Genomic DNA, 20,404 nt, shown 5'->3' on the forward strand with positions numbered 1-20,404 from the left:
TTCTCACCGAGCCCCGCCACCTCGACACCGCGCTATGCCGAGCCCGAATACGGCTCCGGCACCCGTCCGCTCCCATCATCTGAACTTCCGCCAAGGCCGCCCCGAGCGTGCCAGGGCGGGCACTGCCCCGGCCCACTTCATCTCCCCCGGGTGGGCCGGAGCGCCCCGTGGCTGACCGCAGATCGTCAGGCCCGGGGCGGGCAGGGGACGCGCACGGCGGTGGCCACCGCCGTGCGCGGATCCCGCCTCACCAACCCCCGCACCGTGCCCGGATGACGTTCGGCTGGGCAGTCCGCGTGCGGTGTCGGCCGCAAGGCCGTGCCGGTCCGGCGCGAGCCCAGCGGCCCTGGGGGCCTCCGCTCTCTCCCGCGAAGGGTGGGCTCGTGGAGGGAGAGGAGGCCCGGTATCGGCTCCCGCGTGGACGGGACACGGGAGCCGATACCCGGGACAGCAACCGCTGGCCGCTCGGCCGGATGACCCAAGAACGCCCAGGAGGAACGAGAGATGCAGCCTCGCATCGCCTGCTACGGAAGGCCAGGCGCAGGAAAGTCGACCTTCACCGCCGCGCTCGCCCGAGAGTTCGAGGACGCGGGGCAGCCCGCCGCGGTCCTGAAGATCGGCGCGCCCCTGTACGAGCTCCAAGGGCACGTCTACCTTGCGGCCGGGCACCCCGCTCCGGCTGCAGGCCAGCAGGACGGTGCCCTCCTCAACACGCTCGCCTCGCACCTGCGGCGGATCAACCCCTCCTGCCTGACGGACTCCTTCGCCCGCGCTGTCGCCCGGCGGGAGATGGACGAGCCGGGGGTGGTCGTCCTCTGCGACGACCTGCGGGCCCCTGACGTGGACGCTCTCGCCGGGCTCGGTTTCCGCTTCGTGCAGGTCTGGGCGCCGGACGACCTGCGCGCCCTGCGCAAGGCGGGCCGCGGGGACCTGTCCGCCGGCGACGAGACTCACGAGAGTGAACGGGAGATCGCCATCACCCCGCACTTCCGGGTGGAGAACACCGGCTCCTTGGAGATGCTCCGGGCCCGCGCGGCCGAGGTTGCCTCGGCGGTGACCGGATGATCCTCACCGGGCCGCAGATCGAGCGGGAAGTGGAGGCCGGGCGGATCACGATCAGCCCCTTCGCGCGTGCGCAGCTCAACCCGAACAGCTACAACTACCGGATCGCGCCGAGGCTGCGAGTCCACCGCACCCACGCGATCGACGTGCACGCAGACCATCCGCTCGACGAGTTCACGATCCCGGCGTCGGGCGTCGTCCTGGAGCCTGGCCGGATCTACCTCGGCACGACAGTCGAGCGGATCGGCAGTACATGCTTCGTGCCCGCGCTCATCGGCCGCAGCAGCTTGGGCCGCATCGGTGTATTCCTGCAGTACTCGGCCGACATGGGCAACCTCGGCGCGTGCCACCAGTGGACGTTGGAGATCGAGGTGGTGGAACGCACCCGGATCTACCCCGGCGACCTGATGGGCCAGATGACCTTCACCGCGACGACCGGATCCGTCGCCCTGTACGGCGGCCACTTCGGGCGGATCGACGAGCCCACCGCCCCGCCCCGTGAACTCCTCACCGCCTTAGCCTGATCGGAGTCTCCTGCCGTGATCCTCACCGGCCCCGAGATCGAAGCCCAGCACGCCGCCGGGCGTCTGACCATCAGCCCGTTCGACCGGGCGCAGCTGAACCCGAACAGCTACAACGTCACGCTTGGCGCGACGCTCCTGCGCTACACCGGCGAGGTGCTGGACACGCGCCGGCCGAACGCATTCGAGACGGTAGCCATCCCGAAGGAGGGCTTCGAGCTCCAACCGGGCCGCATCACGCTCGGCCACACGGTCGAGGTGATCGGCAGCCCGTTCTACGTCCCCACCCTGCACGCCCGCTCCGGGTTCGCCCGTCTGGGCGGATACGCCCACGTCACGGCCGACCTGATCGACCAGGGCTCCCGGGGGCAGCTGACCCTCCAACTGCGCGTCGTCCAGCCGCTGCGCGTCTACGCCGGCGACATCCTCGCGCAGGTCTCCTTCCGTGCGGTACAGGGCGAGCCCATGCTCTACCGGGGCAAGTACCAGGGATCTGTTGGGCCCATGGCCTCCCAGATCCACGCTGACCGCGTCGAGTTCGGAGCAGCGGCGTGAACACTCTCCCCGCTGCCGTCTACCAGATGGACCCGGCCATCTCCTGCCCGGACCCGGACGCCGCCCGCCTGGTCACCACGGCCTACGAGACGATCCGCAGGCGCTACGTCGAGGGCCGCCACCAGATCGCGGCGGCGATCATCGCCGCCGACAACAGGATGTACGTCGGCGTGCACCTGGAGGCGATGGTCGGCTGCTACTCGATGTGCGCGGAGCGGGCGGCGCTCGCCGCCGCCCGCCTCTGCACCGACCAGCCGCTCCTTGGCATCGCCGCGGTCCGCTACCCCAAGCCCAGCGAGGGCGGCCCCGCCCGCATCGTCTCCCCGTGCGGCGGGTGCCGCGAACTTGTCCTGGACTACGCACCGAACATCCGCGTCGTCGTCCCGCGCGAAGGGCAGGGCCTGCTGCTGCCGCTGGCCGAGCTGCTGCCGGACAAGTACACGGGGACGAAGTGGGCCGCCGAACCGCAGCAACTACCCACCCCGCAACGTCCGGTGGTCGAACGCTAGCCACCGGGACACCTCGGTTGCCGGGCCACCCCGGGCCCGGCAACCGGCGACGCGACAACGAGAGAGAGCACACCAATGCCCAGCACCATCCGACGCGCCATCATCCCCGCCGCAGGCCTCGGCTCCCGGCTCCTTCCCGCCACCAAGGCGGTGCCGAAGGAGATGCTGATCGTGGGGGACAGGCCCGTGATCGAGCACACCGTGCGGGAGGTCATCGAGTCCGGGATCACCGACATCACCATCGTCGTCAGCGCCGGCAAGGCCATGATCCAGGAGCATTTCCGTCCCAACCCGGCCCTTGTCGCCCAACTGCGCGCCGACGGCAAGGCGGAGTACGCGGACGCGGTCGAGGAGATCGGGGAGCTGTCCCGCCGGGGCCACATCACCTACCAGGACCAGCACGGTCCGTACGGCAACGGAACCCCGGTCCTCAACGCCTACCGGCATCACAACGACGAGGCGGCCCTTGTCATCTGGCCCGATGACGTCTTCGTCTCCGACATCCCGCGGGCTCAACAGCTCATCACCGCTTACGAGAAGACCAACTCGCCGGTCCTCGCCCTCATGCCGATGGACCCCGCCGACTCCCACCGCTACGGCGTCCCCGTCGTCAAGGAAGACCTGGGCGAGGGCTCCTTGCGCATCACCGGGCTCGTGGAGAAGCCGCAGCCCAGTGAAGCGCCCTCCAGCTACGCCGCGATCGGCGGCTACGTCATCACCCCCGGCATCGTGGACGAGCTGCGCGAGGCCACTCGGCGCTGGGAGGAGAACCCGCACGGCGAGATCTACCTGACCGACGCCATCAACCGCTACGCCCGCGACCGGGCCGTCTACGGGCAGGTCATCGACGGGACCTGGTACGACACGGGCAACCCGCTCGCCTACATCACCGCGCAGATGGCGTTCGGCCTCGCGCATCCGGAGTACGGCCCCGCGCTGCGCAAGCACTTCCCCGCGACGACCACCGAGTAGACCACCGCGCCTTTCGCCCCGGGCCGTCCTGTACCGCGGCCCGGGTCCTGGGCGAACGCACAGCTGGAGGAGACCGATGTCCACCGCCGGAACCGCCACTCGCCCACGGATCTTCGAGCCCGTGATCGACACCCACGACACCTGGGGCGTCATCAACCCCGTGCAGGGCTGCGTGGCCAGATGCAGGTACTGCTACCTCATCCCCATCGGTCAGACCGGCGTGAAGCCCGAGGTGCTGGCCGACCCCGAAGAGACCGTCCGCAGGCTCCTCGCCCACCCCCACTACCGGCCGCAAACCGTGTACGCCCTCTACACCTGCACCGACGCCCTCGCCACGCCACTGAACCGCACCCATCTCATCGGCCTGCTCCGCGCCCTGGTCGGCGCCGGAGTACGCAACCCGGTCTGCATCATCACCAAGTTCAAGGTCCCGAACGAGGTGATCGAGGTGATCGGCCAGGTGCGCGCCGCCGGCCTGCCCGTCATCGTCTACCTCTCCTACTCCGGCCTTGGCCAAGACATCGAACGCGGCGTCCAGCACCGGGACTTGCGCGACAACTTCCCGCGGCTGCACGGCGCCCAGATCCCCGTGGTGCACTACTGGCGCCCCGCCCTGCCCTCCAACTCCACCCCCGAGGTCGCCGAGCGGATCGTGGACTGGGCCTCCCGGTACGCAGAGTGCTCCGTCGCGGTCGGCCTCAAGGTAGGCCCGAACGCGACGCAGCAGGCAGTCGAACTGTGGCCGGCACTCGCCGCACCGCACCTCGACCTCCACGCCGCCGAGTCGATCTGGCCCGACACCATGCGGCACTTCCTCGACAACCTCCCCGACAGGTACGCCCGTTACCCGATCTACGAGACCAACTCCTGCGCGCTCGCCTACGTCCTTGGCCGCAGCGACCGCGCCAACATCTACGGCGGCCAGACCTGCACGGAGGTGAACCGCTGCCCCGTCGGGCAGCGCGGCCGCTGCACCACCGGCATCGCGACGCGCAAGCCGGTCACCGAGCGGCGGGTCCTGTCCGAACTGATCCGCATCGGCCGCAGCGACACACCACACACCTTCGACCCGCACGACCGCACCCTCACCCTCCACGGCCCGGCCGCGATGCGCGAACAGCACTACCTGGCACAGGCGTTGGGCATCACGGTCCGCGCCGACCGCGATCCCACCGACGGCATGTGGTCCGGCAAAGCGGCCGGCGGCCGGCCCCTCATCATCACGACCCGACAGGAGGCACCCGCGTGCGACCGCTGACCATCGACAGCGCCTGCATCTTCTACCCCCGCGGCGGGAGCGCCCAGGTCATCCGCTACCTCCTGAAGGAGTTCAACCAGCGCGGCTCCAGCACCCGCCTCCACGCCGGATCCCTCGGCCCCGCCGGCCACCCCGGCCATGCCCCGAGCTTCTACCAGGACCTCGACCTCCACCCCTACGACTACAACCCCGCCCACGAGCAGTGGACGAACGGCGCCAACGCGCAGGAACTCCGCGACCACCCCTTCCACCCCTCCTACGAGGACCGGTCGCAACCCGACGTCGGCTGCCCCGACCCCATGTTCGCCGCCACTTCCACCATCGGCGCCGCCCGCCTCTCCGCCGCCTGGCACAACCACCTGACCGAGCACCGCACCCCCGAAACGGTCGACGTCCTCCACCTCCACCACCTCTCCTACCTGCAAGACGCAGCCGCACGGGCCTACCCGCACGTGCCCGTCGTCACCACACTGCACGGAACCGAACTCAAGCAGCTCGCCGGCATGCTGGAACGCCTCGCACTGGCACAGCGCCTCGACACCTCCCTCGCCGACCTCGCCGACTACTTCCCCCTCAAGCGCCCGCACCGCCTCCAGGCCATCGACCGCCTCGCCGCCCGGCACGGGCTGAGCGAGACCGAGCACCAGCTGCTCACCACCACCAACTGGCCCCAGTGGCGCAACTCCATGTACTGGCACCAGGCACTGCGCTACGCCGCCGCGAAGGCCGGGCAGATCGTCGCGGTCTCCGAGCACGACCGCGACCTTGCCCGCCAACTGCTGCCGTCCCTGGCAGGCCGCGAGGTGCCCGTCATCACCAACGGCGCTGACACCAGCCGCTTCCACCCCGCCCAACCCAGCGACGAGCAGCGCATCGGCAACCTCCGACGCTGGCTGGTCACCGACCCGCAGGGCTGGGACGAGAGCGGCCAACCGGGCAGCATCCGCTACACCGAAGCCGACCTCGCCCGCCTGACCGACCCGGACACTGGCCGCCTGCGCCCCCTGATCCTGTGGTCCGGCAGGTTCCTGGACTTCAAGCGGGTGCCCGTGATGCTGGAGGGCTTCGCCAAGGCCAGCGAACAACTGCCCGTCGCACCGGTACTGCTGATGTGGGGCGGCTACCCGGGCGAGTTCGAGGGCCGACACCCGGCCGCCGTCGCCGCCGAACTCGGCATCAGCGACAGCGTGTTCTTCATCGGATGGCGCGGACACAACGACCTGCCCACCGGGCTCCAGACCGCCGACATCATGGCCGCCCCCGCCGTGAACGAGCCGTTCGGCATGGTCTACGTCGAGGCGATGGCATGCGGCACACCGCCCGTGGCCACCGCCACGGGCGGCCCCGCCCAGATCATCACCCCCGCCGGCCCGACCGCCAACGGCTGGCTCGTGAAGCCCGACAGCCCCGACGCACTCGCCCAAGCTCTCGTCGCGGCGCTCTCCGACGACCACGAACGGCGACGGCGCGCAGCCACAGCCGCTCGGCACGCCAGAGACGTCTACAGCTGGGCGCGGGTCGCAGACCGGTACACCGAGGTCTACGAGAAGGCGATCTTCCAAGCCAGCGCGTTCAGGTGAGCACCGCGAACAGCCCGCGAAGGCGACCCGCCCACCACCAGGGCGCCCCGCTGGGCCCCCTGGACGACACCTGGACCCCGCCAGCGCCGCAGTCGGATCCAGAACCCGCCCACCATCCTTCCGACTCCCACGACCCCGCCCCGCCCGATCCCGCCGCACCGCTCACCGGTCCCAGCCAACGATCACCCCTGGTCACCCCGCGCCCGAAACGGAGACAAGACGATGCGACTCCAAGCGGTCCTGTTCGACCTGCACGGAGTGTTCCAGCACTTCGACAACAAGGGTGCCGCCGAAGGGGAGAGAGCCGCCCGGCTCGAACCCGGAACTCTGGCGCACTACGCCTACGACCACCCGAGCTACGAGGAAGCGAAGGTCGGTCTGATGAGCGATGAGGAATGGGCCGAGGGAGTGACCCGCCGCCTGGTCGCCGACTTCGGAGAGAGGGCACGTGCCGCCGTCCCACCCTGGCGAGCCGACCGGGGCCGACGCGACACCGCGATGATCTCCCTCCTTCAGCAGATCCGCACCAGCGTGCCCTGCGGCATCCTGTCCAACTTCACGGACGCGATGCGCCGAGACCTTGACCACCACGGCATCCGCGCCGACCACGCCTTCGCGTCGGCCGACCTGCACGTCACCAAGCCCAGCCCGCTGGCGTTTCGCGCCGCCGCTGAGCGCATGGGCGTCGACCCGGCACAGCTCTACTACTTCGACGACCAGCCGGGCTTCGTCACCGGTGCCCGCGCCGCCGGCATCCCAGCTGATGTCTTCACCACCCCCGCAGCCGTCGCACAGCGGCTACGCCGTCTCGGCGTGCAGATCTAGCAACCGCCTCAGCGGACGACAGCTCCACGAGAACCCGACCGTGACAGGAACGGCGACATGACCCTACGTCCCGGGCGCAGTGCCCGAACCGATAGAGCAGCCCGCGGCCGACCGAGCGACGGCGTCAACATCATCGCGGCCCTGTTGGACCTCCACACACGCGACTGCCGCCCGAGCCTGACCGAGGCGAGAACTCGCACACGTGCCCGCTCCGGCCGACCCACCGGACGCGCCAGCCCCCGGAAAGGCGCGTCGACAGCCCATCAGTCGTGGGCCCGCGCATTCACCGCTCTCGGCGGATCATGGCACTGCCCGATGTGCAAGCAGCTGGCCACGGAACTGCGGCACGCTCGCAAGGACACCACGGCGGCCGCCGCTCTCGACGCCAGATTCGTAACCCACGCCGTCAACGCCCACCCACACCTGCGCCCCTTGTACGAGGCCCGCCCGACCGGCACTTGAACAGGACGGTCCGCTCGCCGAACTCCACGGTCCTGCCACCACATCCACGCCAGGAGGTGGCGTTGGTGATCAATGAGCCCGGCGCGGCATGCTGAACCGCACCAGATGCACCGGACGCACCAAGGAGTCACCATGACAACCGTCCTGACGACCGATCACCCAGCCTGGCAGACCACCCCCACCGGCACGACCGTCCGCGCCCTGCGCAGCGGCCCCGGCCTGTGGGTAGCCAGCTGGTCGACGGACGGCCTCACCATGACCTGCACCGACGGAGCGGAGGACACCAAACCCCGCACCATCACCACCGACCCGCACACCCTCGGCGGAACCGCACCCGCAGCCCTCCGTGCCGGACTGTGCCAAGTCGGGCCCGGCCTTCGCATCCCCAACCCGTCGCTGTGGGACGCGATCACCACCGCGGTCCTGCGCCAGGTCGTCCGCGCTGGACAGGCCCGCAAGGTCTACCGTGCCTGGTGCGCCACGCACGGCACCCGCGTAGACACCGTCCACGGCCCGCTCGCGGTCGCGCCGGCACCCGGCGCGGTCCTGGAGCTGGCCGACGAGCAGTTCACTGCTGTCGGAGCGAAGTTCCACCGCACCGCCCTCCAGGGCGCCGCGCGCGCGTACCTGGAGCACGCAGACACCTGGCAGCAGCTTGCCCCAGCCGAGTTGGCCGCCGCCCTCGTCGGCGTCCCCCGGATCGGACCGTGGACCGCCGCGGCTGCCGCAGCCGACTTCAGCGGCGACTTCACCCATTACCCGCACGCCGATCTCGCCGTCCGTACCTGGGCCGCACGGATCGCCCCCGAGTACCCCTGGCCCACCGCCGACACCAACAAGAAGACCGAGGCCGCTTTCGGCGCCCACTGGCACGACATCGCCGACGACGGCCGCCAGCTCCACACCCTGACCCTTTCCACACTCACCTGGGGGGCCCATGCCCATACCGATCAGCCCGGAGGATGTCCCACCCACCGACCGTGACCTGGTCGCCGGAGCCGACCCGAACCGCGTCATCGACTGCCTGTTCGTCAACGCCCCGCTGCGCGACTACGACCACCGGCCCCGCGTCAACGACTACACCCTGCCCGTGCTCGGCATGGCCTACATCGCGACCTACGCCGCCCAGCAGGGCTTCAACGTCGGCCTGCTGGATGCCGAAGCGCACGGCCTCGGAATCCAGCGCACCGCCCAGATCGTCAACTCGCTCAGGCCGCGGTGGGCCGCCTTCAACCTGCTGGCGCCGACCTACGCGATCTCCGCGCAGATCGCCGACGCCCTCGACCCGCAGATCCTGGTCATGGTGGGTGGCCACCACGCCAAGGCCGTCCCCCAGCAGGTCCTGGGCGACGAGCGGTTCCGGAACCTTGCCGCCCTGGTGGTGGGTGAGGGGGAGACCAGGGTGGCCGCGCTGCTGGCCGACGTGCGTCGGCGCGCCGACCTACCGGCGGTGATGTGGCGCGACCGGCTGCTCGGCACCACCGCGGCAGGGATCTGCCGCAGCGGCGACCGGGACCACTGGACCTCGCCGGACATCAACACGCTCACCGTCGACCGCCGATTCCTACCCCAGGACCCCTACCAGGCATCCGACGGCCGCTGGGAGGCGAACTTAGTCGGCTCCCGGGGCTGCCCCTACGAATGCGGCTTCTGCGGGGCGGCCGCCAGCATGAACACCGAGATCGTGATCCGCACCCGCGACCCGCACCACATCATCGCCGAGATGGATCAGCTGAACGCCGACTTCGGCGTCACCGCGTTCAGGGCCGTGGACGACCTGTTCCTCGGCGCCCGCCGCGTCATCCACCCGACCATGGCGGCGTTCACCGCCGAGCGAATCGGCGACCGCTACGTCTGGGACGCCACCGGCCGGATCAACGTCCTCGACCGCGAGCCCGACACGATGCTGGACACCATGCGGAACGTGGGACTGCGCGAGGTCGCTCTCGGCATCGAGTCCGGGTCGGAGCGCATCCTGCACGCGATGGACAAGCGGATCACCCCAGCGATGACGCACGACGTGACCCGCCGGCTACTGGAGCGCGGTATCGGCGTGAAGGGCTACTTCATCCTGGGCTACCCGGGGGAGAGCCGCGAAGACGCCCTGATGACGATCCGCCACATCCACGACCTCTGGGCGCTCGCGGACCGCTCGGAGGGGACCTTCCGGGCCAGCGTGTTCACCTTCCGCCCCTACCCCGGCAGCCCCATCTGGGCAGAGCTGGTCAAGCAGGGCTACGACCCCGTCCAGATGCAGACCTACAGCGACGTCGACCTGACCGAACACGGCGCCATCGAGGAACTGCGCGGACGCGACGAGTTCAATTTCACCACCGGCCAGCAGTTCGGCGACGTCCCCCTGAGCCAGCTGAACACCTGGCTGGCCGAACTGTCGAGGGAACAGTACGACCGCACCCACGCCCAGGAGGTGACCGCATGACCAGCATCCGCCCGCCGGGTCTGCTGATCACCGTGGACGGCCCCAGCGGCCTGGGCAAGTCCACCACCATCGCCGCCACCCGCACCGCCCTCGAAGTAGCAGGGCACACGGTGCACATCGCGACCGGCCCCTCCAGCAGCGCGTTCGGTCTCGCGGTCCGCACCGTAGCCAACGAGATGACTGGCAACGCCCTGGCCCTGGCCGTCGCCGCCGACCGGCTCCACCAGCGCGACACCGAGATCCGCCCCCACCGCCACGTCGGCCACACCGTGCTGTGCGACCGCTACCTGCCCTCCACGCTGGTCCTCCAGCGCGCCGACGGAGTCGCCACCGACTTCCTGCTCACCATCAACCACGGCGTGGACATTCCGGACCTCGCGGTCATCCTCCTCGCCGACCCGGACACGGTGCAGCGCCGCCTAGCCAGCCGAGGTACCCGTCACCGCTTCGAGCTTGACGCCGCAAGCACCGCCCGCGAACTCGACCTCTACCAGCAGGCCGTGCCCATCCTCACCCGCCTCGGCTACCCGATCCACACCATCGACACCACCGGCCTCACCCCAGAGCAGATCGCCCAGAAGATCCTGCGATCTGCCAACACCACCCACCCGGCCGCCAGCAACACCAGCGCGGCCCTGGAGAGTTAGAGATTCCATGAGCAACACCCATACCCTGCCCCCCGTCGTCGACATGCACGTGCTCGTGCGCACCGAGGACGGCAAGCTCCTGCTCTCGCAGCGAGGCGGCCCCTACGGCTACGGCCAGTGGCACGCCCCGAGCGGCAAGCTCGACCCCGGCGAGACCCCCGTCGAAGGCGCTGCCCGCGAGCTGCTGGAAGAGACCGGCCTGACCGTCGATCCGGCTGATCTCACGCTGGTGCACACCGTGGTGCACTACCAGAGCGCCGACACCGCGCACCGCCTCGGGTTCTTCTACGAGGCCACCACGTGGCGCGGTGAACCGGTGAACCGCGAGCCCGCCAAGTGCCTGGACCTGCGATGGTTCGCCGACCACGACCTGCCGGAGGAGCTGATCCCCTACCCGGCGGCAGGGCTGCACGGCGCCCTCACCGACCGGGGAGGTCTGACCTTCCACAACTGGCCGGCGGCCTGACCCCGACTCGGGGCCGCTGCGTTCCCTGAGCAGCCACCAGCGCCGCAGTGCGCCCGGTTGCGGCCCGATCGGGTCGCAACCGGCGCTTGCCCGTTGACCGTTGTCGCCTCAACCGGCAGCGCCCAGGCTGCGCGAGCCGTCCGAGTCGAAGAGTGCTCCGGCGCAGGCTGGCCAGGTCCTTGAATTCCGAAGGCTGCCCCTGCCACCCGAGCCCCTTGATCGCCGCACGCTCTACGACGACGCCACCAGATTGGAGACCACGATGTCCTGGGTTCCGCCGGAGGAGTACCTGCCCACGATCCCGTCCGGAAAGGCATACGCCGCGCTCTACCTGACCGACGAACACGGCCACCCCCTGCTACTCCGCTCCGTCCACCGGCCCCAGGAGTGGCAGATCCCGGGAGGGAACTTCGAGCACGCGGACCTCGAAGCCGGTCCCGGTCACTGCGCCTGGCGAGAGGCGGTGGAGGAGACCGGGCTCGACCTGCCGCCGCAGGCCGGCCCGCTGCTGGCCCTCATCTATGTGAGGCCCACCACAACCTGGCCGTTCAAGATCGGAATGGTCTTCGACGGAGGCGAACTGACCACCCAGCAGATCGCCGGAATCCGGATCGACCCGGAAGAGCACAGCGAGTTCCGTCTGCAGCCGATCGAGCATCGAAAGGACGCGGACAACGATCCCGAGCTGCCCACCGTCCTGGCATGCGCCGAGGCGCGCCGCACCGGCCGCACCTCCTACCTCATCCGCTGACCCGGCACCAGCCTGCTCACCGCACAGCCGCCAGCGCCGACCGGACCCTCGACAGCAGCTCCTCCACGCCCGGAGCAGGTCACCGGGCCAGCGCACGACCCACCCTCTCGGGCTCCTCACCGACCGCTCGCGGAGCCCAACACCCGCCGCGCACCATCCAGAGAGGTCACCTGACCATGCACGACGAGCACCCCGCCGCCCGGCGTCGTGGCGCGCGCCACGACGGGGCCCGACCGGCGATCGTCATAGGGAACACGCGGGCAGGTGCCTGATGCCGGACGTGCGAACAGACAACGGGATCAGCGGCCACGCCCGGGTCGACGCAGCAGTCATGGCCGGGAACGTCAACGGCGGCATCCACTTCCACCCAGCCGCTCCGGCCACCCGCCTGCTCAAGGCCCGCCAGCTGGCGCCCGTCACGGCAGCGTGGACGAACCGCACCGCGGACATCGAGCGGCTTCACGCCATACGGCTGGACTGTCCCGACTACGCGGTCCCGATCGTCGTGATCACCGGCCCGAGCGGCGTCGGCAAGTCTGGACTGGCCGCCCGCTGGGGCCACGTCGTCGCGGACGACTACCCGGACGGCCAGATCGTCGTGGACCTGCGCGGTTCCGCTTCGACCGGGCCAGCGACCACCGCCGAGGTGCTCCGGTCGATGCTGCGCGCACTCGGCATCGGCCTGGACAGCCACTTGACGTGGGACGAGCACGAGCTGATCGGACTGTGGCGCTCGGCGAGCGCCGACCTGCAGCTGCTGGTACTGCTGGAGGACGCCGCTGGGGCCGAGCAGGTCCTCCCGCTGGTGCCCGGCGGTCCGGGCTGCCTCGTCATGCTGACCAGCCGCCGACCGCTCGCCCAGCTCATCGCTCACGGAGCGGTCCACCACCACGTCCTCCCGTTGTCCGCCGCCGCTGCGATTCAGTTCCTGGCCCGGTGCGCGGGAGCAGACCGCATCGCGCGGGAGCCGCAGGCCGCCGCCGAGCTGGCCGCTGCCTGCGGCTACCTGCCACTGCCACTCGCGCTAATCGGCGCGGACCTCGCGCTGAACCCTGGGCGCCGGGTAATCGAAGTTGCCCGCTCGCTCGCCCGACCGCCCTTGGCCAACCCCTCGTCACTGCACAGCAGATCGGAGCGCCCCGTGACACCGGCTCTCGACCACACCTATGAGGCTCTGCCCTCCGCCAGTGCCTGCTTCTACCGCCAGCTGTCCGCACTGCCGGTACCCGACTTCGACGGGGCCATGGCCGCCGCGGCTGCCGGGCTCACCGCCACGCAGGCCGCCGCGCACCTGGCCGCGCTGAGCGAGCGTGGCCTACTGGACGACGCCGGCCAGGCGCCCGTTCGAGGTCCCCTGTTCCGGATGCGCGACGAAGTCCGTGACCACGCCCGCCAGATGGCCACCGATGAGGACGGCACCGCAGCGACTGAGGCAGTACTTCGCTCCTACATCGACTGGCTGCTCGCCGCGACAACCACCGCCGAGCGGATGCTCACCCCCCACCACCTCCGCCTGGACCGCACCTACCGCTACCCGCCTGCCATGCCCATGCGCTTCGACAACCACGCCGAGGCACTGTCCTGGCTGGAGACCCAACTCCCATCGTTCACCTCGGTTCTGGCCGCCGCAGCCGCAGCCGGCTGGGACTCCAGCGTCTGGCAGTTGGTGCACGCGATGTACCCGGCCTGGCACCGGCTACGGCCAACGGCCCTGCAGATCACCACACACGAGCTGGGGCTTGCCGCGGCCCAGCGCGACGGCAACCGGCTGGCACAGGCCGAGATGGCCAGCGCCGGTGCTGGCGGACTTCGCGCCGCAGGCCGTTACGACGAGGCCGTGGCGCTCCTGACGTTCGCGCTCAAGCTGGCCGAGGAGGACGGCGACGAGCGCGGGCAAGCACAGTACCTGCTCGGCATCGGGTCCAGCCTGCACGCAGGTGAACGCTACGACGAGGCGGCGCCGCACCTGTTGGCTGCGAAGGAGCGGTTCGAGGCGCTTGGACGCTGGCGCAGCGCCGCACTGGCACAGATCTTGCTCGGCTCGATCGCCAGCTTCCTTGGCCGGTTCGAGGTCGCGTTCCAGCTGCTGACCCAAGCGCGCCAGAGGCTGGTGGAGGTGGGAGACCAACTGGATGCCGCCCGGGCTCTGGCCTGGCTCGCGGATGCGCACTCGCGCCATGGGGAGTTCGAACGTGCCCAGGAACTTCTCTCCCAGGCCGGCGCGGAGTTCGGCGAGGTCTCCCGCCACTGGCAGGCGCGGGTGGTCGAGCTACATGGCCAGGCAGCCGAGCGCGAGGGTCTACCAGACCGTGCCCGCGAGCTGTACGAGGACAGCCGCTGCCGATTCGACGCGCTGGCGAGCAGCCGCGACACTGCCCGGCTTGTCGACCGGCTGTCGGCGCTGGGTGCCGGGTGATCGGACTGGTCTGCGGACTACTCAGCTGATCCACCGCCACCAACTCGCCGACGTGGACACGGATTGGCCCGGATCGAGTGAGACCCGCCAGGACACGCCGAGAGGGCCGCCGGGCCGCTGCCAGGATCGGGGACCGCACCAGCCACCACCCGCATCTGCAGAGTGCCGACCGGCACCCCTGCGACCCGAACATGCCACCGCGCCTGCTGGCGGAAGGCCATCCCCGCGCCCTTCGCCGGGCGATTCGGGCTGCCCACTCGCAGCACCGATTGCCCGCAATCAGCAGCCGACCCCAGGGAGCAATGTGTCCGATCACCGCGTGACCGCGCAGCAGCCCGCCGAGGCCAAACCGGCCCCCGAGGTCACCGCCGACACCAAGCCCGCCGAGGAGCACAAGGAGGAGTTCCGGGCCCGCTTCCCCGGTAACCCCCGGGCCAAGGCCGAGGATTCGATGTCCACCACGGCGATGCTTCGCCGGCTGCCCCAACTCGTCCGCCGTGCCATGTCCCTGGCCTGGCACGCCGACCAGAGGGCGACTGCACTGCTCCTGGTCTGCCAGCTGCTGTCCGGTGTGGCCGGGGCATTCGCCCTGTACGCCACCACCGGCACGCTCCGCGCGCTGCTCGCACCCGGTCCTGTCGGCGACCACCTTCGGCACGCCGCTCCGTCGCTGGCCATCGTCACCGCCGCAACCGCGCTTCGCGCCGTGCTGGCGATCACCGTGACCAGCATGTCGACGAAGGTATCGCCGAAGATCAACCGGGAAGCCGACCTTGCGCTGATCGCCGCCGGGTGCGAGGCCGAGCTGAAAGCGTACGACGAACCCGCCTACAACGAGCAGTGGGAGGAAGCCGACCGGGGCGCGGCCACCACGCCGGACCTGCTGTCGAACGCGCAGGACGTGATCGCCTCCACGGTATCGCTGGTCGCCGCAGCCGGGGTCCTCGCAACCCTCAATCCGCTGCTCCTGCCATTCCTGCTCCTCGGCGCTGTGCCGACCGGCGTCGCTGCCGTGCGCACCGCCCGGATCCACTACCTGGCTGCGGTCACCACCAACGAGGAACGCCAGGCGCTGCGGATGTACCGCTGGTACCTGATCGAGAAGGGCCGCGCCGATCAGGTCCGCTCCGATCAGGTCACCCCGTTCATGATGGCCAAGTACCGGCAGGCCGAGGCCCGGATCACCGCAGCCACCGAACAGGCCACCCGCAAGGCCGCCAAGGTCTCCCTGTGGGCGGCCGTCGGCACCGGCGCGGGCAGCTCGCTGGTCTGGGGTGTCCTGCTGTACCTCGTCGCCACCGGCCAGATCAGCCTCGCGGCAGCCGGCGGCGCCACCTTCGCGTTGCGCACCGCCTCCAGCGGCGTGCAGGGCATGGTCGGCAACGGTGCCCGCCTCTACCGCATGGGCCTCTATCTCGACGACTACTTCCGCTTCCTGGACGAAGCCGGCGGCCACCGCATCCAACGCGGCCACCTCACACCGCCCGCCCCCGAGCTGGTCGAAGTCAAGGGCTTGACCCACACCTACCCGGGCGAGCAGCAGGACCCCGCTCTCCAGGACGTCGACATGACGCTGCGCCGCGGTGAGGTCGTCGCCGTCATCGGGCAGAACGGCAGCGGCAAGTCCACCCTCCTCAAGCTCCTCGCGGGCCTGTACCTGCCGCAGACCGGGCAGATCACCTGGGACGGTGTCCCTGTCGAGCAGTTGTCCGCCGACGGCATGTGGAGCAGGGTCGCCCGCGTCCCGCAGGAGTTCGCCCGCTGGCCGCTGAACGCCGCTGAGAACATCCACCTCGGCCACCTCACCGACGACCTGATGGGCGAGGTCCAGCGCGCCGCCGCGCAGACCGGATTCGACGAGATCGTGGACCGACTCCGGTCGAGCTGGCGGACCCTGCTCGCGCAGGGCTGGATGGGCGGTGCCGAACTGTCCGGCGGGGGCTGGCAGCGCGCTGCGGTCGCCCGCGCCCTGTACCGCACCACCCTCAACCCCGGCTTGCTGATCCTGGACGAGCCGACCTCCGACCTCGACCCGCGCGCCGAGCACAAGATCCTGCACGCCCTGCGCGCATTCGCCCCCGAACGCATCACCCTGCTGGTCACCCACAACATCGCCAACGCCGCCGTCGCCGACCGGGTGATCGTCATGGACCAGGGCCGCGTCATCCAGACCGGCACCTGGCAGGAACTCGCCGATCAGAAGGACGGCCTGTTCCGCGAACTCCTCGACCTCCAACGCGACCGGGCCATCCCCGGCCAGCGCACCGCCACCGAGTAACGGCCCTCCTCCGGCCGGGCGCTGGCCGCCGACTTCTCGACGGCCAGCGCCGGGCCCCTACGACACCCCACCACCGGCTGGTCCCTGTGCGCCAGTCCCGCATCCGCCTACGAGGAGCAACACCCGTGCTTGACACCGTGCCGCACGGCTCGGAACCGGCCGTCGCCCCCGCCGACGACCCGATCACCGAAGCGATCGAATGGGCAACGTTGTTCCTGGCCGCGGTACTCGGGAGGCTCGAACATCCGCCAGTCCTGCGCCCGGAGCTGCTGACCGTCCTCAGAGGAGTAGCCGCCGGCCGGGCGAACCGTGACATCGCTGCGGAGCAGTTTCAAGCCGAGGACACCATCAAGTCGCGGATGAAGGTGATCTTCCAGCTCCTGGGGGTGCGCGGCCGAACCCTGACCGTCCTCCAATCCCTACGCCTCGGCCTGATTCGGCCGACCGACGTGCTACCCAGCGGCCACACGGTCCCCAAGCCTTCGCTCAGCCCAACCCAAGCGATCGTCCTGCTGCTCACCGCGTGCGACCTGTCGAAGGAGGACGTCGCGCGACGGATCGGCCTGAGTCGGCACACCGTCCATGACCACCTAAGGACCGTCCGCACGAAACTCGGGGTTGCCAGCAACACGCACGCGGTCGCGGTTGCTGCGTTGTTGGGCCTCATCGCCGTCCCGGGCATCTACGTCCAACTGCCGGTAAGCAGCGCAGGCCAGCCGGGAGCGGGTGCAGAGAGCGGCCAGCCCTTGATAACTGGCCTCGCTGGTGAACCGTCCGAATTAGCGCCACACGGCCTGGTCGCGGGCGCTGTCCCGCCGAGCCCTCCGGGCCACCCTCCAACATCGACAGGAGCAACCGCAGCGGTGACCGTCCCCCAGCTACCGCACGCCAGCACAACACGGGAGGCCGCAGTCTGGGCCTCCAACCACCTGGCAACCGCACTGAACCGGCACCCAAGGCCACGCCTGGACACGCGATTTCGCGACACGCTGCGCCTGATGGCATCGGGCTACTCGGCCCCGTTGATCGCCGAGCAGCTGGGCTTCGCCATGACGACCATCAAGTCGCGGCAGCTGAGAATCGCCTCGCTCCTCGGCGTCCAGGGGCAGGCAAAATCCGTCCTAGCCGGTCTCGCCTGGGGGATCGTTCGACGCTCCGATGTCGTGCCAGTCGGGTACTCGCCGCCCGGGCCGCCGCTGACACCGACCATGCGGGCGGTCGTCCAGCTGACCGCTTGCGGTCTTACCCGCACGGAGATCGCTGCCCGGCTGGGCATCAACGTCAACGCCGTGGTCGCGCTGGTCGCGATCATAAAGAAGAGGCTCGGAACCCGTAACGGGACGCATGCTGCTGCCGTCATCGCGCTCCTGGGTCTGCTGGAGGTCCCGGGCATCGAGTGGGGCACAGCCTCCCGCGCCGTGGTGAATGTGTCAGCGCCGGACCGCTCCGGAAGGCCCCGTACCGGAACACGACGCATCGCCGCCGAGTAGCCAGCCCTTCCGAGGGTTCGGGCACCCGCGCACAGGGGCGCGGGTGCCCGAACCCCCAGACACACTTTCGAGGAGCAGCCCATGGACTTCCGCACGTGGCCGCCCAAGCTGTTGGTGGTCGACACCGAAGGCAACGGCGCCAGCCCGCCCGACCTGATCGAGCTCGCCGCGGTCCCCATCACCGCCGGAGCGGTGCGCCCCGGCGCGATCCGTCAGACCCTGGTGCGCCCGCCGACCCCAGTCACCCCGCTCGCAACGAGCGTGCACGGCCTTACCAACCAGGACCTCGCCATCGCGCCCATCTGGGAGACGATCGCCCCCGTGGTGCGCGCCGACCTGGACGGTGCGTGGATCGCCGCCCACAACGCCACCGTCGACTACCGGCTCCTGGCTCGGCTGCTGCCCGGCTGGGAGCCCACCGGGGTGATCTGCACGCTGCGCCTGGCCCGAGCTCGCCGACCCGACCTGCCCCGCCATACCCTCGACGCGCTGATCGCCGCCCTGCCTGTGTCGCTGGCCGGCGTGGCCGGGGCCCGGCACCGCGCCGCGTTCGACGCCCACACCACCGCGCTGCTCCTTCTCGCCCTCGCCCAGCCGCTGGATACCTGGGATGCACTGGTGGAGGTGGCAGTGCCGCCCAGTCTGCGCTTGGGCTCGGCGGTCGAGCAGCAGAGTCTGTGGTGACCGGGCTGCTACTGGGGATCGGGTGTCTGGCGCGGGGGCTGGTTGCGGACCGGTTGATGACGGCGGAGTCGTACCGCAGGTGTCGCAGCGGGGCGCTGTCGTTCAGGGATGCCCGGACGGTGACGGTCCACTCGGTGCCGTCGGCGGGCTGGTGCCAGGCCAGGAGGCGCGCCAGGTGCCACTTTCCGCCGTCGCCGACCCAAACGGGTAGCCATGGCGCGGGCATCGTGCGGACCGAGTCGGCCGCCGGTGCCGCGATGGCGACGGCGTCTGCCGGTGGTCGGCCTGAGGGGGGTTGCAGCTCCACGATCCTTGACGGGTCGTACGGCAGCACCGCCCGGTCCGTGCCCGGGTCGGGGCCCCAGGCGACGGCAGCCTGCCAGTGTGCGGGTTCGCCTGGGTGCCGCACCCAACCGTCGAGGAGTCCGACCCGCCATTGGCCGGCGATGAGCACGCAGACCGCCTTCCAGGCCGGGCGGGTCGTCCCGCCGAGGCTGGGTGGCGTGGGGACAGGGGAGGACGGGATCACACGTCCATGGTTGCCGACGTCGGAGAGTCCCGGGCAGCGGGTCAGCTGCTCGCGGTCAGGTCATCCCACCAGGAGTCGGAGGTGGCCGGTTCTTCCGTCCACTCGTTGGTGTCGTCGCGGTGGATCAGCGGGCCGGTGCCGTCGGTACGTTCGCGGTGGCCGCGCAGTCGCTGGCAGGTCCCGATGTCGGGGCTGTGGTGGCCGCAGGTGGGCCACAGGCCGAGGCGGGGGAACGGCTCGTTGAGCATGCGGTCGACGATAGCGGGTGGGCGCCCGGATGTTCATGTTCGGGAGGCTGCGCGGGGTGCGTTTACTGTCCCCATAGGTAACTGTCCCAAACCCGCAATCAGGACGGATATCAACAGACTGTTGATCCATCCCCTGAGGGGTGCCGGACATCGTGATCGGAGACCAGCCGTGGGCCGTCACCGGAAGCCACCCACCCCAGACCTCCCAGCCGACGCCGACGCCCTGCTGACGGCCGTCACCTACGGCCGCCCCGGTTGTCGAGGAAGGCGTCACGGTGTTCCCCAGCGCGGCGTTCCCGTACGCGTACCGCAACGAGTGCCGGCCCGACGGCACAGTCCACCGCGAACTGGTCCGCCTCGCCCCGGGCCGATCCCCGAACCGCCCCGTTGACCGTTGCTGAGCGCCGCGATGGAGCCGATGGCGACCCATCGGCAGCACGCAAGGGGCGTCCAAGGCGCAGGCTTGGGTGGCGCGTTGTCGGTGGTCCATCATGCGGCCATGAGCGAAGACGAGGCGCTTGAACCGGCCTCGGGCGATGACGTGCACGACATCCTGCCGCCGTGGGAGGGTGACCCGTTGTACCAATGTCCCGCAGCGGCCGTGATGACATCTACAAGCTTGTTCCGGCTTGTAAGAGTTGCAACAGCAGCAAGAAGAACCTGCCACTGCGCGAGTGGCACTAGGCAGTCGACAAGTGCGGGCAGCGTTGC

19 protein-coding genes are annotated in these 20,404 nt (G+C 70.3%); 18 read left to right on the top strand and 1 reads right to left on the bottom strand.

The window, feature by feature from the left end; genetic code table 11:
• The first annotated feature begins 504 nt into the window (after positions 1-504).
• From OG455_RS27440 to OG455_RS27520, 17 genes are all read left to right on the top strand, one after another.
• On the top strand, positions 505-1,065 hold the full coding sequence (locus OG455_RS27440) for a hypothetical protein (protein WP_266298138.1): 561 nt from the start codon (positions 505-507) through the stop codon (positions 1,063-1,065).
• The gene (locus OG455_RS27445; RefSeq protein WP_266298140.1) at positions 1,062-1,586 is read left to right on the top strand and encodes a deoxycytidine deaminase; all 525 of its coding nucleotides are present in this window, start codon (positions 1,062-1,064) and stop codon (positions 1,584-1,586) included. Before OG455_RS27440 ends, OG455_RS27445 begins: the two co-directional genes overlap by 4 nt.
• Before the next feature lie 15 nt (positions 1,587-1,601).
• Entirely contained in the window at positions 1,602-2,138 is a 537-nt protein-coding gene (locus tag OG455_RS27450; protein WP_266298142.1) for a dCTP deaminase, read from the top strand.
• Complete coding sequence (locus tag OG455_RS27455; RefSeq protein ID WP_266298144.1) at positions 2,135-2,647, top strand: hypothetical protein; 513 nt, start codon at positions 2,135-2,137, stop codon at positions 2,645-2,647. The genes OG455_RS27450 and OG455_RS27455 overlap by 4 nt, the downstream gene beginning before the upstream one ends.
• Positions 2,648-2,722: 75 nt before the next feature.
• Positions 2,723-3,619 carry a UTP--glucose-1-phosphate uridylyltransferase gene (locus OG455_RS27460; protein ID WP_266298146.1) on the top strand — a complete coding sequence of 299 codons (897 nt, stop codon included), beginning with the start codon at positions 2,723-2,725 and terminating at the stop codon, positions 3,617-3,619.
• A gap of 76 nt (positions 3,620-3,695) precedes the next feature.
• Positions 3,696-4,877, top strand: a complete 1,182-nt coding sequence (locus OG455_RS27465; RefSeq protein ID WP_266298148.1) for a hypothetical protein — start codon at positions 3,696-3,698, stop codon at positions 4,875-4,877.
• On the top strand, positions 4,865-6,457 hold the full coding sequence (locus OG455_RS27470; RefSeq protein WP_266298150.1) for a glycosyltransferase: 1,593 nt from the start codon (positions 4,865-4,867) through the stop codon (positions 6,455-6,457). The genes OG455_RS27465 and OG455_RS27470 overlap by 13 nt, the downstream gene beginning before the upstream one ends.
• Positions 6,458-6,679: 222 nt before the next feature.
• Complete coding sequence (locus OG455_RS27475; protein WP_266298152.1) at positions 6,680-7,282, top strand: HAD family hydrolase; 603 nt, start codon at positions 6,680-6,682, stop codon at positions 7,280-7,282.
• Positions 7,283-7,876: 594 nt separating this feature from the next.
• Positions 7,877-8,728 carry a hypothetical protein gene (locus OG455_RS27480; protein ID WP_266298154.1) on the top strand — a complete coding sequence of 284 codons (852 nt, stop codon included), beginning with the start codon at positions 7,877-7,879 and terminating at the stop codon, positions 8,726-8,728.
• Complete coding sequence (locus OG455_RS27485) at positions 8,682-10,184, top strand: radical SAM protein (RefSeq protein WP_266298156.1); 1,503 nt, start codon at positions 8,682-8,684, stop codon at positions 10,182-10,184. Before OG455_RS27480 ends, OG455_RS27485 begins: the two co-directional genes overlap by 47 nt.
• A complete protein-coding gene (locus OG455_RS27490; RefSeq protein WP_266298158.1) occupies positions 10,181-10,831 on the top strand; it encodes a dTMP kinase in 651 nt (216 codons plus the stop codon). Before OG455_RS27485 ends, OG455_RS27490 begins: the two co-directional genes overlap by 4 nt.
• Positions 10,832-10,838: 7 nt before the next feature.
• The gene (locus tag OG455_RS27495; protein ID WP_266298160.1) at positions 10,839-11,297 is read left to right on the top strand and encodes an NUDIX domain-containing protein; all 459 of its coding nucleotides are present in this window, start codon (positions 10,839-10,841) and stop codon (positions 11,295-11,297) included.
• 262 nt (positions 11,298-11,559) lie between these two features.
• On the top strand, positions 11,560-12,048 hold the full coding sequence (locus tag OG455_RS27500) for an NUDIX domain-containing protein (protein ID WP_266298162.1): 489 nt from the start codon (positions 11,560-11,562) through the stop codon (positions 12,046-12,048).
• Between the two features lie 280 nt (positions 12,049-12,328).
• Positions 12,329-14,464 carry an NB-ARC domain-containing protein gene (locus tag OG455_RS27505; protein ID WP_266298164.1) on the top strand — a complete coding sequence of 712 codons (2,136 nt, stop codon included), beginning with the start codon at positions 12,329-12,331 and terminating at the stop codon, positions 14,462-14,464.
• Positions 14,465-14,783: 319 nt separating this feature from the next.
• Positions 14,784-16,742 carry an ABC transporter ATP-binding protein gene (locus OG455_RS27510; protein WP_266298166.1) on the top strand — a complete coding sequence of 653 codons (1,959 nt, stop codon included), beginning with the start codon at positions 14,784-14,786 and terminating at the stop codon, positions 16,740-16,742.
• Positions 16,743-16,867: 125 nt separating this feature from the next.
• Positions 16,868-18,232, top strand: a complete 1,365-nt coding sequence (locus tag OG455_RS27515; RefSeq protein WP_266298168.1) for a LuxR C-terminal-related transcriptional regulator — start codon at positions 16,868-16,870, stop codon at positions 18,230-18,232.
• Between the two features lie 81 nt (positions 18,233-18,313).
• Positions 18,314-18,916 carry a 3'-5' exonuclease gene (locus tag OG455_RS27520; RefSeq protein ID WP_266298170.1) on the top strand — a complete coding sequence of 201 codons (603 nt, stop codon included), beginning with the start codon at positions 18,314-18,316 and terminating at the stop codon, positions 18,914-18,916.
• A gap of 570 nt (positions 18,917-19,486) precedes the next feature.
• Here OG455_RS27520 and OG455_RS27525 read toward each other — a convergent pair.
• Complete coding sequence (locus OG455_RS27525; RefSeq protein WP_266298172.1) at positions 19,487-19,693, bottom strand: hypothetical protein; 207 nt, start codon at positions 19,691-19,693, stop codon at positions 19,487-19,489.
• Positions 19,694-20,278: 585 nt separating this feature from the next.
• On the opposite strand from OG455_RS27525, the gene OG455_RS42250 reads away from it, so the two are divergent.
• Positions 20,279-20,377, top strand: coding sequence for a hypothetical protein (locus tag OG455_RS42250; protein ID WP_353963014.1), 99 nt, complete (start codon positions 20,279-20,281; stop codon positions 20,375-20,377).
• Positions 20,378-20,404 lie beyond the last annotated feature (27 nt).

This window comes from Kitasatospora sp. NBC_01287 (assembly GCF_026340565.1).
Taxonomy (GTDB): Bacteria; Actinomycetota; Actinomycetes; order Streptomycetales; family Streptomycetaceae; genus Kitasatospora.

Bases quoted from the DNA above. Each gene is read 5' to 3' on its own strand.
- OG455_RS42250 (WP_353963014.1), top strand. From the start codon at position 20,279: ATGTCCCGCAGCGGCCGTGATGACATCTACAAGCTTGTTCCGGCTTGT.
- OG455_RS27500 (WP_266298162.1), top strand. From the start codon at position 11,560: ATGTCCTGGGTTCCGCCGGAGGAGTACCTGCCCACGATCCCGTCCGGA.
- OG455_RS27440 (WP_266298138.1), top strand. From the start codon at position 505: ATGCAGCCTCGCATCGCCTGCTACGGAAGGCCAGGCGCAGGAAAGTCG.
- OG455_RS27485 (WP_266298156.1), top strand. From the start codon at position 8,682: ATGCCCATACCGATCAGCCCGGAGGATGTCCCACCCACCGACCGTGAC.
- OG455_RS27525 (WP_266298172.1), bottom strand. From the start codon at position 19,693: ATGCTCAACGAGCCGTTCCCCCGCCTCGGCCTGTGGCCCACCTGCGGC.
- OG455_RS27445 (WP_266298140.1), top strand. From the start codon at position 1,062: ATGATCCTCACCGGGCCGCAGATCGAGCGGGAAGTGGAGGCCGGGCGG.
- OG455_RS27475 (WP_266298152.1), top strand. From the start codon at position 6,680: ATGCGACTCCAAGCGGTCCTGTTCGACCTGCACGGAGTGTTCCAGCAC.
- OG455_RS27520 (WP_266298170.1), top strand. From the start codon at position 18,314: ATGGACTTCCGCACGTGGCCGCCCAAGCTGTTGGTGGTCGACACCGAA.
- OG455_RS27490 (WP_266298158.1), top strand. From the start codon at position 10,181: ATGACCAGCATCCGCCCGCCGGGTCTGCTGATCACCGTGGACGGCCCC.
- OG455_RS27465 (WP_266298148.1), top strand. From the start codon at position 3,696: ATGTCCACCGCCGGAACCGCCACTCGCCCACGGATCTTCGAGCCCGTG.
- OG455_RS27480 (WP_266298154.1), top strand. From the start codon at position 7,877: ATGACAACCGTCCTGACGACCGATCACCCAGCCTGGCAGACCACCCCC.
- OG455_RS27460 (WP_266298146.1), top strand. From the start codon at position 2,723: ATGCCCAGCACCATCCGACGCGCCATCATCCCCGCCGCAGGCCTCGGC.
- OG455_RS27495 (WP_266298160.1), top strand. From the start codon at position 10,839: ATGAGCAACACCCATACCCTGCCCCCCGTCGTCGACATGCACGTGCTC.